14 protein-coding genes and 1 other annotated feature are annotated in these 14,702 nt (G+C 39.9%); all 14 genes read left to right on the forward strand.

Going from position 1 to position 14,702, the window contains the following annotated elements; translation table 11 throughout:
* Window positions 1–2: 2 nt before the first annotated feature.
* On the forward strand, window positions 3–437 hold the full coding sequence (locus F4694_RS30260; protein ID WP_179603624.1) for a Mini-ribonuclease 3: 435 nt from the start codon (window positions 3–5) through the stop codon (window positions 435–437).
* Window positions 424–1,173: a 23S rRNA (guanosine(2251)-2'-O)-methyltransferase RlmB gene (gene rlmB, locus F4694_RS30265; RefSeq protein ID WP_179603625.1), complete on the forward strand. Its 750-nt coding sequence runs from the start codon at window positions 424–426 to the stop codon at window positions 1,171–1,173. The genes F4694_RS30260 and rlmB overlap by 14 nt, the downstream gene beginning before the upstream one ends.
* 2 nt (window positions 1,174–1,175) lie before the next feature.
* A complete protein-coding gene (locus F4694_RS30270) occupies window positions 1,176–1,685 on the forward strand; it encodes an NYN domain-containing protein (RefSeq protein WP_179603626.1) in 510 nt (169 codons plus the stop codon).
* Window positions 1,686–1,801: 116 nt separating this feature from the next.
* Complete coding sequence (gene sigH, locus F4694_RS30275; RefSeq protein ID WP_052106397.1) at window positions 1,802–2,407, forward strand: RNA polymerase sporulation sigma factor SigH; 606 nt, start codon at window positions 1,802–1,804, stop codon at window positions 2,405–2,407.
* Window positions 2,408–2,518: 111 nt separating this feature from the next.
* Complete coding sequence (rpmG, locus tag F4694_RS30280; protein ID WP_179603667.1) at window positions 2,519–2,665, forward strand: 50S ribosomal protein L33; 147 nt, start codon at window positions 2,519–2,521, stop codon at window positions 2,663–2,665.
* A gap of 49 nt (window positions 2,666–2,714) precedes the next feature.
* Window positions 2,715–2,897 carry a preprotein translocase subunit SecE gene (secE, locus tag F4694_RS30285; protein WP_179603627.1) on the forward strand — a complete coding sequence of 61 codons (183 nt, stop codon included), beginning with the start codon at window positions 2,715–2,717 and terminating at the stop codon, window positions 2,895–2,897.
* Between the two features lie 300 nt (window positions 2,898–3,197).
* Window positions 3,198–3,731 carry a transcription termination/antitermination protein NusG gene (gene nusG / locus F4694_RS30290; RefSeq protein WP_179603628.1) on the forward strand — a complete coding sequence of 178 codons (534 nt, stop codon included), beginning with the start codon at window positions 3,198–3,200 and terminating at the stop codon, window positions 3,729–3,731.
* A gap of 195 nt (window positions 3,732–3,926) precedes the next feature.
* Entirely contained in the window at window positions 3,927–4,352 is a 426-nt protein-coding gene (gene rplK / locus F4694_RS30295; RefSeq protein WP_026565509.1) for a 50S ribosomal protein L11, read from the forward strand.
* Window positions 4,353–4,461: 109 nt separating this feature from the next.
* Window positions 4,462–5,160: a 50S ribosomal protein L1 gene (gene rplA, locus F4694_RS30300; RefSeq protein ID WP_179603629.1), complete on the forward strand. Its 699-nt coding sequence runs from the start codon at window positions 4,462–4,464 to the stop codon at window positions 5,158–5,160.
* A 52-nt stretch (window positions 5,161–5,212) separates the two neighbouring features.
* Window positions 5,213–5,359 (forward strand) — a sequence feature (ribosomal protein L10 leader region).
* Window positions 5,360–5,392: 33 nt separating this feature from the next.
* Window positions 5,393–5,893 (forward strand): 50S ribosomal protein L10, encoded by a 501-nt coding sequence (gene rplJ, locus F4694_RS30305; protein WP_179603630.1) that lies wholly within the window; start codon window positions 5,393–5,395, stop codon window positions 5,891–5,893.
* Between the two features lie 55 nt (window positions 5,894–5,948).
* Complete coding sequence (rplL, locus tag F4694_RS30310; protein ID WP_179603631.1) at window positions 5,949–6,311, forward strand: 50S ribosomal protein L7/L12; 363 nt, start codon at window positions 5,949–5,951, stop codon at window positions 6,309–6,311.
* Window positions 6,312–6,481: 170 nt separating this feature from the next.
* Window positions 6,482–7,081: a class I SAM-dependent methyltransferase gene (locus tag F4694_RS30315; RefSeq protein WP_179603632.1), complete on the forward strand. Its 600-nt coding sequence runs from the start codon at window positions 6,482–6,484 to the stop codon at window positions 7,079–7,081.
* Between the two features lie 261 nt (window positions 7,082–7,342).
* Window positions 7,343–10,903 (forward strand): DNA-directed RNA polymerase subunit beta, encoded by a 3,561-nt coding sequence (gene rpoB, locus F4694_RS30320; protein WP_179603633.1) that lies wholly within the window; start codon window positions 7,343–7,345, stop codon window positions 10,901–10,903.
* 67 nt (window positions 10,904–10,970) lie between these two features.
* Complete coding sequence (rpoC, locus tag F4694_RS30325) at window positions 10,971–14,570, forward strand: DNA-directed RNA polymerase subunit beta' (protein WP_179603634.1); 3,600 nt, start codon at window positions 10,971–10,973, stop codon at window positions 14,568–14,570.
* Window positions 14,571–14,702 lie beyond the last annotated feature (132 nt).

Genomic DNA, 14,702 nt, shown 5'->3' on the forward strand with positions numbered 1-14,702 from the left:
GCATGCTTGATTATCAAGAAAAAGTAAATGCCAATCAGTTGAATAGTCTTGCCTTGGCTTATATGGGTGACGCTGTCTATGAGACATATGTCAGACGTCACCTCCTGCAAAGCGGGAAGGTAAAGCCGAATCATCTACACCGCGAGGGAACAACCTATGTTTCCGCAAAGGCACAATGCCACGTACTATTTCAAATGATGGATGAAAACCTCCTGTCAGAGGAGGAAATGGCGGTAGTCAAGCGTGGGCGAAACGCCAAATCAGGGACTGTACCTAAAAACACAGATGTTCAAACGTATCATTATAGCACTGCATTTGAAGCATTAATGGGCTTTCTATACCTAACAGAGAATACAGAACGATTAGAAGAACTTATCGTAAAGTCCTTTGAGTTTGTTGAGAAAAGAAAGGAGGAACAAGCGAATGAACGAAAATAATGATTATATCATTGGGAAAAATCCTGTTATGGAGGCACTTAGATCAGAAAGGGATATCAATAAGATTTTAATTGCAGAGTCCTCACAGCGTGGTCAAATGCAGCAGTTAATTCAATTAGCAAAAGAAGCCAATGTGATTGTTCAATTTGTCCCAAAGAAAAAAATTGATCAGATATCTGATGAAAATCATCAAGGAGTCCTTGCTTATGTAGCAGCATATCAATATGCAGAAATGGACCATTTATTTGCAGCCGCAGAAAAGAAAAACGAATCTCCATTCTTTTTGTTATTAGATGAAATTGAGGATCCTCATAATCTAGGTTCCATCATGAGAACTGCAGACGCAGTAGGAGCACATGGAATTATTATTCCAAAAAGAAGAGCGGTTGGCTTAACCGCAACAGTGGCAAAGGCTTCAACTGGTGCAATTGAGCATATCCCAGTTGTACGTGTCACTAATATGGCACGAACGATAGATGAATTAAAGGAACGGGGTATTTGGATAGCCGGTACGGACGCGAGTGCAAAGCAAGATTATCGCCAATTTGATGGCACGCTGCCACTTGGTCTTGTGATTGGAAGCGAAGGAAAAGGGATGGGTCGTCTGGTTAGAGATAAATGTGACTTCCTCATCAACCTGCCGATGGCTGGAAAGGTAACATCATTAAATGCGTCTGTTGCAGCCGCGTTATTAATGTATGAGGTATACCGCAGGCGGCATCCTCTAGAGGGATAAAAATGGATATCTTGCTTGTCGATGGATATAACATAATCGGGGCATGGCCGGAGCTAAGGGAATTAAAGGACCATGATTTGCCCGCCGCTCGTGACCGCTTAGTAGAAAGGATGGCAGAATATCAAGCTTTTTCAGGCTATCGCGTCATTGTTGTATTTGACGCCTACTATGTCCAAGGAACTGAGAAGAAATATAAGAATCATAAAGTAGAGGTTATTTTTACAAAGGAAAACGAGACAGCAGATGAGCGAATTGAAAAGTTGGCAATTTCTTTAAACAACCGGAAGACGCAAATACATGTTGCTACTTCCGATTATACGGAGCAATGGGCTATTTTTGGACAAGGTGCTCTAAGGAAGTCAGCACGGGAGTTGCTTATAGAGATGTCTTCGATAGAAAAAGGAATTGAAAAAAAGGTAAAAAAAATTCAAGAAAAAAGACCAGTCTCAAAAATACCGATTAGCAGCGAAGTGGCAGAAATTTTTGAAAAGTGGCGCAGAGGACAAAAGTAAGCGTTGACGTTCAAAAGTTACGGGCAGTATAATATTACTATCTATGCTTGTTCGGTGGAGGGGGATCTTAATTGGGTACAGACTTCGGGGAAAAAGGCAACGAGCTATTTTTTTCAATGGAAGACGAGGAAATTGTTGATCTAGTGCACCAAGGTAATAGTGAGGCACTTGATTATTTAATTCACAAATATCGTAATTTTGTACGTGCAAAGGCAAGATCCTACTTCCTAATCGGAGCAGATAAGGAAGATATAGTTCAAGAAGGAATGATTGGGCTATATAAAGCTATCCGTGATTTTCGTGAGGACAAACTCACATCTTTTAAAGCGTTTGCAGAGTTGTGTATCACCAGACAAATCATTACCGCTATCAAAACAGCAACAAGACAAAAGCATATACCGCTTAATTCATATGTTTCATTGGACAAGCCTATCTACGATGAAGAATCGGATCGCACCCTTATGGACGTCCTATCCGGCGCAAAAGTCCTTGATCCGGAAGAATTGATTATCAACCAAGAAGAATTTGATCATATTGAAGTAAAAATGACTGAATTATTAAGTGACCTAGAACGGAAGGTTCTGGCCCTGTATCTCGATGGACAATCTTACCAAGAAATATCAGAAGAGCTGAACCGTCATGTAAAATCAATTGATAATGCCCTGCAGCGCGTGAAAAGGAAATTAGAGCGTTATTTAGAAATTAGGGAATTTAGCCTTTAATTTTGAAGACAATGACAATTGTATGAATCCGCTAACACATGCTGTTGACAATAATTAGGACGCGTGTTACATTTTTAAGGATATATTAGATGGATGATGAAGGTGTTTCCGATGAGTAAAAAGATTATTCTAGCATGTGCTGAATGTGGTTCACGTAATTACTCCACCCATGCAAATCAGTTGCAATCAGAACGATTGGAATTAAAAAAGTATTGCAAAACATGCGCCTCCCATACAATCCACAAAGAAACAAAATAAGTTTAATCTATACTAGCAATGTTATTCCGATAGTTGGAGGGTTATAGATATGCAACGCTTAAAGAAATTCTTCAGTGATATTTTCCGTGAAATGAGAAAAGTTAGTTGGCCAAAACGTAAAGAACTAACACGCTATACTATTACGGTTTTCTCAACAGTTGCTTTCTTCGCATTGTTTTTTGGAGTTCTAGATTTAGGTATTTCAAAATTGATTCGTCTAATTCTTGAATAATAAAAGGTATTTCATGGTATAATGGTAACTAATACAGGAAATTTTATGTAAAGCCCGTTTAACGGGTTTTTTCATTTGTCTAAAAAAGTAAATTTTTAAAGCAAATGTTGATATTGGCACGCTGTTGATTTGTGCGGAGGGCACGAAGACTCCTGCAGGAGTACGGAGCAGGTGAGACCCCACAGGCGCTGGCGCCGAGGAGGCTCACCGCAACGCCTTAAGGTGCGCGAAGTGCCCGGAGCGCAAATCAACAGCATTATTATAAAAGTACGGGGAGGGATGGACGTTTAGTCCTCTTGAATGGAAAAGAATTGGTATGTATTACATACTTACTCAGGTTATGAAAATAAGGTAAAAGCAAATCTAGAAAAACGTGTTGAATCAATGGGAATGACAGATAAGATATTTAGAGTTGTTGTTCCTGAAGAAGAAGAAACTGAAATAAAAAACGGGAAAACGAAGGTAGTTAAACGAAAAGTATTCCCTGGCTATGTACTTGTTGAAATCGTAATGACAGATGATTCATGGTACGTAGTACGGAATACTCCTGGTGTAACAGGGTTTGTTGGTTCCGCTGGTGCAGGATCAAAACCTACTCCACTTCTTCCCGAAGAAGTTGTTGGAATTCTAAAACGTATGGGTGTCGATGAGAAACGCATCGATGTTAATTATGAAATTGGAGAAACTGTACGTGTGAAAGAAGGTCCATTTACAAACTTTACAGGGACAGTCGAAGAAATGGATAAAGACAAGGCAAAACTAAAAGTTCTTGTTAATATGTTTGGCCGGGACACCCCGGTAGAACTAGAATTCACACAGATTGAAAAGCTATAAAATAAAGAAAATTAATTGGAAATTGAAAAAAACTTGAAATCATATTCAAAAAGTGGTAATATTTCATAGGTCAGTATGTCTCTCGATGAGACAAGACTTTTGCTAAGCTCTTTATCTTTATATAAAGACAGATACCTGAGTGGGAGGGTAAAAAAACCCTATTACCACATCACGGACTTTAAGGAGGTGTGTCTCGTGGCTAAAAAAGTAATTAAGGTTGTTAAATTACAAATCCCTGCTGGGAAAGCGAATCCTGCACCACCAGTTGGACCTGCATTAGGTCAAGCCGGTGTTAACATCATGGGATTCTGTAAAGAATTTAACGCTCGTACAGCAGATCAAGCTGGATTAATCATTCCTGTTGAAATCACGGTTTTTGAAGACCGTTCATTTACATTTATTACGAAAACTCCTCCTGCTGCCGTTCTTTTGAAAGTAGCAGCTGGAATTCAGTCTGGTTCTGGTGAACCAAACCGTAATAAAGTAGCAACAGTTAAGCGTAATACAGTACGCGAGATTGCGGAACAGAAAATGCCTGACCTAAACGCAGCAAGCGTTGAAGCAGCAATGCGCATGGTTGAAGGTACTGCACGCAGCATGGGTATCGTTATCGAAGACTAATCCATGTAAACTGTTTTTTTGTAATGAAGGGGGTTGCGTTACTTACGCAACCTTTATTCGTGGGAGTTATTAAAAAAACGCTAAAACCACAAATTAGGAGGAAATAAAAATGGCTAAAAAAGGTAAGAAGTATTTAGAAGCTGCTAAGCTTGTTGATAACACAAAAGCTTACCCAGTTGCTGAAGCAATTGAACTTGCGAAACAAACAAACTTTGCTAAATTTGATGCAACTCTTGAAGTAGCATTCCGTTTAGGAGTAGACCCTAAGAAAGCTGATCAACAAATTCGTGGTGCAGTAGTACTTCCAAATGGAACAGGTAAGACTCAACGCGTATTAGTATTCGCTAAGGGTGAAAAAGTGAAAGAAGCAGAAGCTGCTGGTGCAGATTATGTTGGCGATGCAGAATACATCACTAAAATCCAACAAGGTTGGTTTGACTTTGATGTAATCGTAGCAACTCCTGACATGATGGGTGAAGTTGGTAAACTTGGTCGTACATTAGGACCAAAAGGTTTAATGCCAAACCCTAAAACTGGTACTGTAACATTTGATGTAACTAGAGCTATTAATGAAATCAAAGCAGGTAAAGTTGAGTACCGTGTTGATAAAGCTGGAAATATCCACGTTCCAATCGGTAAATCATCTTTCGAAAACGAAAAACTTGTTGAGAACTTCAAAACTATATTCGATACAATGTTAAAAGTTAAGCCTGCAGCTGCAAAGGGAACATACATGAAGAATGTAACTGTTACTTCAACAATGGGACCTGGCGTGAAGGTTGATCCTTCATCAGTTACAGTTAAGTAATTTTTTACCAATTGACAATTATAGATACATTTTATATAATCTATTTTGTTGTTTAAATAAAACATTTGTACTGAAGACAGCAGGTGCTTAATGGAGCTTAATTTCCTGCCGAGGTAATGCGATAGAATTGGCTGAAATCTTCGGCTATTGTATGCACCTCCATGTCTGACTCTTGATGTGGAGGTTTTACTTTGCCTGGTATAAATGTAGAGAATCTACAGGAGGTGTAAAGATGAGCAGCGCAATCGAACAAAAGGTTCAAATCGTTGATGAAATCACTGCTAAGTTAAAAGCTAGTGTTTCAACAATCGTAGTTGACTACCGTGGGCTAACTGTTGCTGAAGTAACTGAACTTCGTAAGCAACTTCGTGAAGCTGGTATCGACTTTAAAGTTTACAAAAACTCTATGGCTCGTCGTGCAGCTGATGCAGCTGAACTTTCAGAGTTAAATGCAGCATTAACTGGTCCGAACGCTATTGCGTTCAGCACAGAAGATGTAGTAGCACCTGCAAAAATTCTTAACCACTTTGCGAAAAAGCATGATGCACTTGAAATTAAAGCTGGTGTAATCGAAGGTAATGTAGCAACAGTTGAAGAGGTTAAAGCACTTGCAGAACTTCCATCACGCGAAGGCTTGCTTTCTATGCTACTCAGCGTACTACAAGCTCCAATCCGCAACCTTGCTCTTGCTACAAAAGCAGTTGCAGAACAAAAAGAAGAACAAGGCGCGTAAGCTAAAACTTATCGCTTAACAAATAACGGAATGAAAACTAAGGAGGAACATTAAAATGACTAAAGAACAAATCATTGAAGCAGTTAAATCTATGACTGTTTTAGAACTTAACGATCTAGTAAAAGCAATCGAAGAAGAATTCGGCGTAACTGCTGCTGCTCCTGTAGCAATGGTAGGCGGAGCTGGTGCTGCTGCTGTTGAAGAGCAAACTGAATTTGATGTAATCCTTGCTAGCGCTGGAGATCAAAAAATCAAGGTTATCAAAGTTGTACGTGAAATCACAGGTCTTGGTCTTAAAGAAGCAAAAGATCTTGTTGACAACACTCCAAAAGCTGTTAAAGAAGGCGTATCTAAAGAAGAAGCTGAAGAACTTAAAGCTAAACTTGCTGAAGTTGGAGCTAACGTTGAAGTTAAGTAATAAACTGATAGAAAAGCTCGCTGTATAAGCGGGCTTTTTTTCGCTAGATAAAAGCGGAAGCGCCTTGTCCATGGAAAAGTGCATTCCGATTTTTCCAAGGCGCTGCAGTTAGATATTAGTTTTTTCCTCGGGTAACCTCATTAATCAACACTCCTCAGGAGGTGAGCTTATTGTCTGAACATTACTATTCTCGCACCCAAAAGGTCGAAAGTGATCCGAAGTTTTGGGACTTTACCTTAAGGAATCAGTTATTTCGTTTTAAGACAGATAACGGAGTATTTTCTAAGAAGGAAGTAGATTTTGGCTCCCGCTTATTAATAGAAGTTTTTGAATTACCAAGTGTAGAAGGACCTGTTCTTGATGTTGGCTGTGGTTATGGTCCTATTGGACTTTCGCTTGCTAAAAGTTATCCAGACCGTCATGTACATATGATTGATGTTAACGAACGGGCGATTGAGCTGGCAAAGGCGAATGCTGAGCAAAATTCAGTATATAATGTCGATATTTATGAAAGTGATACTTTGATAAATGTTAAGGAATTTAAATTTGCAGCTATCTTAACAAACCCTCCAATCAGAGCGGGTAAAAAGACGGTACACGATATTTTTGAGCAAAGTTATGAGCATTTAGTTCCTCAAGGTGAGCTTTGGATTGTCATTCAAAAGAAGCAAGGGGCACCATCTGCTATTGAAAAATTAAAAGATTTATTTACCACAGTTGAAACTATTGACAAGTCTAAAGGTTATTTTATTATTAAGGCTGTAAAATAGTTGACTTGAATTTGTCAAGTGTGTTAGCATTATAAAATGCCATCATAATAATTTCCGAATTATTCCTGTAAATACTTATTTTCAGGGTATAAAAATGGTTTTAGACGGAAATGATGACAAAATAATAGTCAAAATGTGAAAGTGTGGTTTTTAAGAAATAAAAACCCTTTTTCTTTTTTGTCTGATGGAAGGTCTCTTTAGTCCTTACATAAGACCAAAATATATGTTTTATAAAAACGCTTGATTTGAGGGGTGAATCAGTTGACAGGTCAACTAGTTCAGTATGGACGACACCGCCAACGAAGAAGTTACGCACGAATCAGTGAAGTTTTAGAATTACCAAATCTTATTGAAATCCAAACCTCTTCATATCAATGGTTTCTTGATGAGGGTTTGCGTGAAATGTTCCAGGATATTTCACCGATTGAAGACTTTACTGGTAACCTATCACTAGAATTTATTGATTACAGCCTTGGCGAACCTAAGTATTCTGTTGCGGAATCGAAAGAGCGAGACGTTACATATTCTGCACCATTGCGTGTGAAAGTACGTCTTGTAAACAAAGAAACAGGCGAAGTAAAAGATCAAGATGTTTTTATGGGTGATTTTCCACTTATGACTGAAACGGGAACGTTTGTCATTAACGGTGCCGAACGTGTTATCGTTTCACAGTTAGTACGTTCACCGAGCGTATACTTTAGTGGAAAACTTGATAAAAACGGAAAAAAAGGATTTACGGCTACTGTAATTCCGAACCGCGGCGCTTGGCTGGAATATGAAACTGACGCCAAAGATGTCGTATATGTGAGGATAGATCGTACTCGGAAACTGCCCGTTACGGTTCTTTTGCGTGCACTTGGCTTCGGCTCTGATCAAGAAATCCTTGAATTGATTGGAGACAATGAGTACATCCGAAATACTCTTGAGAAGGACAACACTGAGGGAGTAGAAAAAGCGCTTCTTGAAATTTATGAGCGTCTGCGTCCAGGTGAACCTCCAACTGTAGATAATGCAAAGAGCTTATTGGTATCAAGATTTTTTGATCCAAAAAGATATGATCTAGCAAATGTTGGTCGTTATAAGATTAACAAAAAGCTTCATATTAAAAATCGTTTATTCAACCAGCGTTTGGCTGAGTCTCTTGTTGATCCTGAGACAGGTGAAATTATTGCAGAAAAAGGTACGGTTCTAGATCGTAGAAACCTTGATCGGATTATCCCTGCTCTCGAAAAGGATGTTAACTTCAAGGGCTTTAATCCTGTCGGCGGTGTAGTTGAGGAAGAAATCATTCTTCAAGGAATTAAAATCTATGCACCAAATGACGATGGTGAAAAGGTAATCAATGTATTAGGCAATGCCTATGTTGCAGAGCCGATTAAAAATATTACACCTGCTGATATTATTGCTTCAATCAGTTATTTCTTTAACTTATTACATGGTGTCGGCGACACAGACGATATTGACCATTTAGGAAACAGACGTCTACGTTCTGTTGGGGAATTGCTGCAAAATCAATTCCGAATTGGTTTGTCTCGTATGGAACGTGTAGTTCGTGAAAGAATGTCGATCCAAGATACTGCTACGATTACACCACAGCAGTTAATAAACATTCGTCCGGTAATTGCGTCAATAAAAGAGTTCTTCGGAAGCTCTCAGTTATCGCAATTTATGGACCAAACGAACCCGCTTGCGGAATTAACCCATAAGCGTCGTTTATCTGCATTAGGACCTGGTGGATTAACACGTGAACGTGCAGGATTTGAAGTGCGTGACGTTCACTATTCCCACTATGGCCGTATGTGTCCGATTGAAACACCAGAGGGACCAAACATTGGTTTGATCAACTCACTTTCTTCATTTGCGAAGGTAAATCGTTTTGGCTTCATCGAAACTCCATATCGACGAATTGACCCTGATACGGGGAAAGTTACAAGCCGTATTGATTATTTAACAGCAGATGAAGAGGACAACTATGTTGTAGCACAGGCGAACTCTCGACTTGGTGACGATGGTACATTCATTGATGAAGATGTTGTTGCTCGTTTCCGTGGTGAAAACACAGTTGTAAAACGTGACCGTATTGACTATATGGATGTATCTCCTAAACAGGTTGTTTCTGCAGCGACAGCTTGTATTCCTTTCTTAGAAAATGATGACTCTAACCGTGCGCTGATGGGAGCAAACATGCAACGTCAAGCCGTGCCACTCTTGCAGCCGGAAGCACCAAGAGTTGGAACAGGAATGGAATATGTTTCTGGTAAAGACTCCGGAGCAGCTGTAATCTGTAAACATGAAGGAATTGTTGAGCACGTTGAGGCACGGGAAGTTTGGGTGCGTCGTATTAATACTGTCGATGGTCAAGAAGTTAAAGGTGACCTTGATAAATATAAAATGTTAAAATTCATCCGTTCTAATCAGGGAACCTGTTATAATCAACGTCCAATTGTTGCAGTGGGTAACCACGTAACAAAAGGTGAAATTCTTGCTGATGGACCTTCAATGGAACTAGGTGAACTAGCTTTAGGGCGCAACGTTTTAGTCGGCTTTGTTAACTGGGATGGTTACAACTATGAAGATGCCATCATCATGAGCGAACGCCTTGTAAAAGATGATGTTTATACTTCTATTCATATTGAAGAATATGAATCTGAGTCACGTGATACAAAGCTTGGACCAGAAGAAATTACACGTGATATTCCGAATGTAGGGGAAGATGCCCTTCGCAATTTGGATGAACGCGGAATTATTCGTACTGGTGCAGAAGTAAAAGACGGTGACTTGCTAGTTGGTAAAGTAACACCAAAAGGAGTTACCGAACTAACTGCAGAAGAAAGATTACTACACGCTATCTTTGGTGAAAAAGCACGAGAAGTTCGTGATACTTCACTAAGAGTTCCGCATGGCGGAGGCGGTATTGTACTTGATGTTAAGGTCTTTAATCGTGAAGACGGCGATGAACTGCCACCAGGAGTGAATCAACTTGTTCGCGTCTATATTGTTCAGAAGCGTAAGATTCACGAAGGAGATAAAATGGCTGGTCGTCATGGTAATAAAGGGGTTATATCCCGAATATTGCCAGAAGAAGATATGCCATATTTACCGGACGGTACACCAATTGATATTATGTTAAATCCTTTAGGGGTTCCTTCACGTATGAACATCGGACAGGTGCTTGAGCTTCATTTAGGTATGGCTGCTAGAGCCCTAGGAATCCATGTTGCGTCACCAGTATTTGACGGTGCACGTGAAGAAGATGTTTGGGGAACCATTGAAGAAGCTGGAATGGCTAATGATGCAAAAACTGTTTTATATGACGGACGTACAGGTGAACCATTTGATAACCGTGTGTCTGTTGGCGTCATGTATATGATTAAACTCGCTCACATGGTTGATGATAAATTACATGCTCGTTCAACTGGACCTTACTCACTTGTAACCCAGCAGCCACTTGGCGGGAAAGCGCAATTTGGCGGTCAGCGTTTTGGTGAGATGGAGGTTTGGGCGCTTGAAGCATACGGTGCTGCATATACACTTCAAGAAATTCTGACAGTAAAATCAGATGACGTTGTTGGTCGTGTGAAAACGTATGAAGCGATTGTAAAAGGCGAAAATGTCCCTGAACCAGGTGTTCCTGAATCATTCAAAGTATTGATAAAAGAACTTCAGAGTCTTGGTATGGATGTAAAAATCCTTTCAGGTGATGAAAAAGAAATTGAGATGCGCGATACGGAAGATGAAGATGACTTACAGCAAGTCGATACATTAAACATTGTTCCGGAAACAGCAGCGTTTGAATCTGAAAAGGTCGGTTCAAAGGAATAAGACTTAGCTGAAGCACATAAGTGTGCTTCAGCTAATGATTGTCTAGATAGAAAGGGAGGTAGGCCCCTTGCTGGATGTTAATAATTTTGAGTATATGAAGATTGGTCTGGCATCACCAGATAAAATTCGTTCTTGGTCGTTTGGAGAAGTAAAGAAGCCAGAAACCATTAACTATCGTACATTGAAGCCTGAAAAGGATGGTTTATTCTGTGAAAGAATTTTTGGTCCAACGAAGGACTGGGAATGTCATTGCGGTAAATATAAACGTGTCCGTTACAAAGGTGTTGTATGTGACCGATGTGGTGTTGAAGTAACACGTGCAAAGGTTCGTCGTGAACGTATGGGGCATATTGAGCTAGCAGCTCCTGTTTCTCATATTTGGTATTTTAAAGGTATCCCTAGCCGGATGGGACTAGTTTTAGATATGTCCCCTAGGGCATTAGAAGAAATTATTTACTTTGCTTCCTATGTTGTAACAGAATCAGGAGATACAGCTCTTGATAAGAAACAACTTCTATCAGAAAAAGAATATCGTGCATACCGTGAAAAGTACGGAAATAAATTCCAAGCGGCAATGGGTGCTGAAGCGATTAAAAAGCTTCTTTCTGATATTGATTTAAATAAAGAGGTTGACGCATTAAAAGAAGAGTTAAAATCAGCTCAAGGTCAGCGTCGTACTCGTGCGATTAAGCGCCTTGAAGTGTTGGAAGCATTCCGTAACTCTGGAAATGAGCCATCATGGATGATTCTTGATGTTCTTCCTGTCATCCCTCCAGAACTTCGTCCAATGGTACAGTTGGATGGTGGAAGATTCGCAACATCTGATTTAAACGATCTATACCGTCGTGTAATCAACCGGAATAATCGTCTAAAGCGTTTGTTGGATCTTGGTGCACCGAGTATTATTGTTCAAAACGAAAAGCGTATGCTTCAAGAAGCAGTAGACGCGTTAATTGATAACGGTCGTCGCGGCCGTCCAGTGACTGGACCAGGTAACCGTCCGTTAAAGTCACTTTCCCATATGTTAAAAGGAAAGCAAGGTCGTTTCCGTCAAAACTTACTGGGTAAACGTGTTGACTATTCTGGTCGTTCCGTTATCGTTGTTGGACCGAATTTAAAAATGTACCAATGTGGTCTTCCGAAGGAAATGGCTCTTGAGTTATTTAAGCCATTTGTTATGAAGGAACTAGTAGAAAAAGGGTTAGCCCATAACATTAAATCTGCAAAACGTAAGATTGAAAGAGTATCTCCTGAGGTATGGGATGTACTTGAAGATGTTATTCGTGAGCATCCGGTTTTATTAAACCGTGCCCCAACACTTCATAGACTTGGAATTCAGGCATTTGAACCTACACTTGTTGAAGGAAGAGCGATTCGCCTTCATCCTCTCGTATGTACTGCATATAATGCGGACTTTGATGGTGACCAAATGGCTGTTCACGTTCCGCTTTCGTCTGAAGCGCAAGCTGAAGCTAGACTTTTAATGCTTGCAGCTCAAAATATCTTGAACCCTAAAGATGGAAAGCCAGTTGTTACACCGTCTCAGGATATGGTACTAGGTAACTACTATTTAACTCTTGAAAGAGAAGGCGCAGTCGGCGAGGGTATGATTTTTAAAGATACTAACGAGGCATTAATTGCTTATCAAAATGGCTATGTTCATCTGCACACTCGAGTTGCTGTCCATGCTGGTTCATTAGGAAATGAAACGTTGACAGAAGAACAAAATAATAAGTTACTGATTACGACAGTAGGAAAACTTATTTTTAATGAAATTCTTCCGAAATCTTTCCCGTACATCAACGAACCAACAAGACAGAATTTAGAAGTTGAAACACCAGCAAATTACTTTGTTGAAAAAGGTGAAGATGTTCAAGCTCGAATAAAGGAAATGCCATTAGTAGATCCATTCAAGAAGAAAATCCTTGGTAATATCATTGCTGAAGTATTTAAGCGATTCAAAATTACTGAAACGTCTAAAATGCTAGACCGGATGAAGGATTTAGGATTTAAATATTCTACAAAAGCAGGTATTACTGTCGGTGTTGCTGATATCGTGGTATTACCGGAAAAGCAAGAAATTCTTCATGAGGCACAAAGCAAGGTTGATAACGTTATGAAGCAGTTCCGTCGTGGATTAATTACTGAAGACGAACGTTATGATCGTGTCATTGCCATTTGGAGTGCAGCGAAGGATACCATTCAAGGAAAACTGATGAAATCGTTGAATAAAACGAATCCAATTTTCATGATGAGTGACTCCGGTGCCCGTGGTAACGCATCAAACTTTACACAACTTGCTGGTATGCGAGGATTGATGGCCAACCCGGCTGGACGTATCATTGAATTACCAATCAAGTCAAGTTTCCGTGAAGGACTGACAGTATTAGAATACTTTATTTCTACACACGGTGCTCGTAAAGGTCTTGCCGATACAGCACTAAAAACGGCTGACTCAGGTTACTTAACACGTCGTCTTGTTGACGTTGCACAAGATGTAATTGTCCGTGAAGATGATTGTGGAACTGACCGTGGTTTGTTAATCCGTTCATTAAAAGATGGTACAGAGGTTATCGAAGGCTTGGACGAACGTTTAATCGGCCGTTATGCTCGTAACCCAATAAGACATCCGGAAACGAAAGAAGTACTTGTTCCTGAAAATGGACTTATCACTGAAGATCTAGCTGAAACAATCGTTGGTGCTGGAATCGAAGAAGTAAAAATCCGCTCTGCCTTTACATGTAATACACGTCATGGTGTATGTAAGAAGTGTTATGGCCGTAACTTGGCTACAGGTCAAGAAGTTGAAGTTGGGGAAGCAGTTGGTATTATTGCAGCCCAGTCAATTGGAGAACCTGGTACACAGTTAACAATGCGTACATTCCATACAGGCGGGGTAGCAGGAGACGATATCACTCAAGGTTTACCGCGTATTCAAGAAATCTTTGAAGCTCGTAACCCTAAAGGTCAAGCAGTTATTTCTGAAATTGATGGTGTGGTTGTTGGTATTAATGAAGGACGTGATCGTCAGCATGAGATTATTGTTCAAGGTGAGATCGAATCACGTACTTATAATGCACCGTATACAGCACGCTTGAAAGTTGCTGTTAATGATAGGGTTGAACGTGGTCAGGAATTAACAGAAGGCTCTATTGACCCTAAAGAGTTAATCAAGGTAAAAGACGTTAATGCTGTTCAAGAATACCTGTTACGTGAAGTTCAAAAGGTTTACCGTATGCAGGGTGTTGAAATTGGTGATAAACACGTCGAGGTAATGGTTCGTCAAATGATGCGTAAGGTTCGTGTAAGTGATGCAGGTGAAACAGATGTACTTCCTGGTACACTTTTAGATATCCACCAATTCACAGATGCAAACGAAAAAGCATTATTAGCCGGAAAATTACCAGCAACAGGACGTCCAGTATTGCTTGGAATTACAAAAGCATCACTTGAAACAGATTCATTCCTGTCTGCTGCATCCTTCCAAGAAACAACGAGAGTTCTTACTGATGCTGCAATTAAAGGCAAGCGTGATGAATTACTCGGCTTAAAAGAAAATGTTATCATCGGTAAGTTGGTTCCGGCTGGAACAGGTATGCAGCGCTATCGCAAAGCAGAACCTGTTTTAAGGGATACAACATCCGAAGAAACAGTTGCAATTGATTAATCAATAAGGCGGTACTTGCTTTTTTTGCAGGTACCGCATTTTATGGAAATTCTTTGTAGAAAAAATAATTTGTAGTTTTGTTGACATCTATTTTTTAAGATGTTATTATATCAAAGGTGCTCCTATTCACCT

The sequence above is a fragment of the Neobacillus driksii genome (genome assembly GCF_013409995.1).
GTDB classification, from domain to species: domain Bacteria; phylum Bacillota; class Bacilli; order Bacillales; family Cytobacillaceae; genus Neobacillus; species Neobacillus driksii.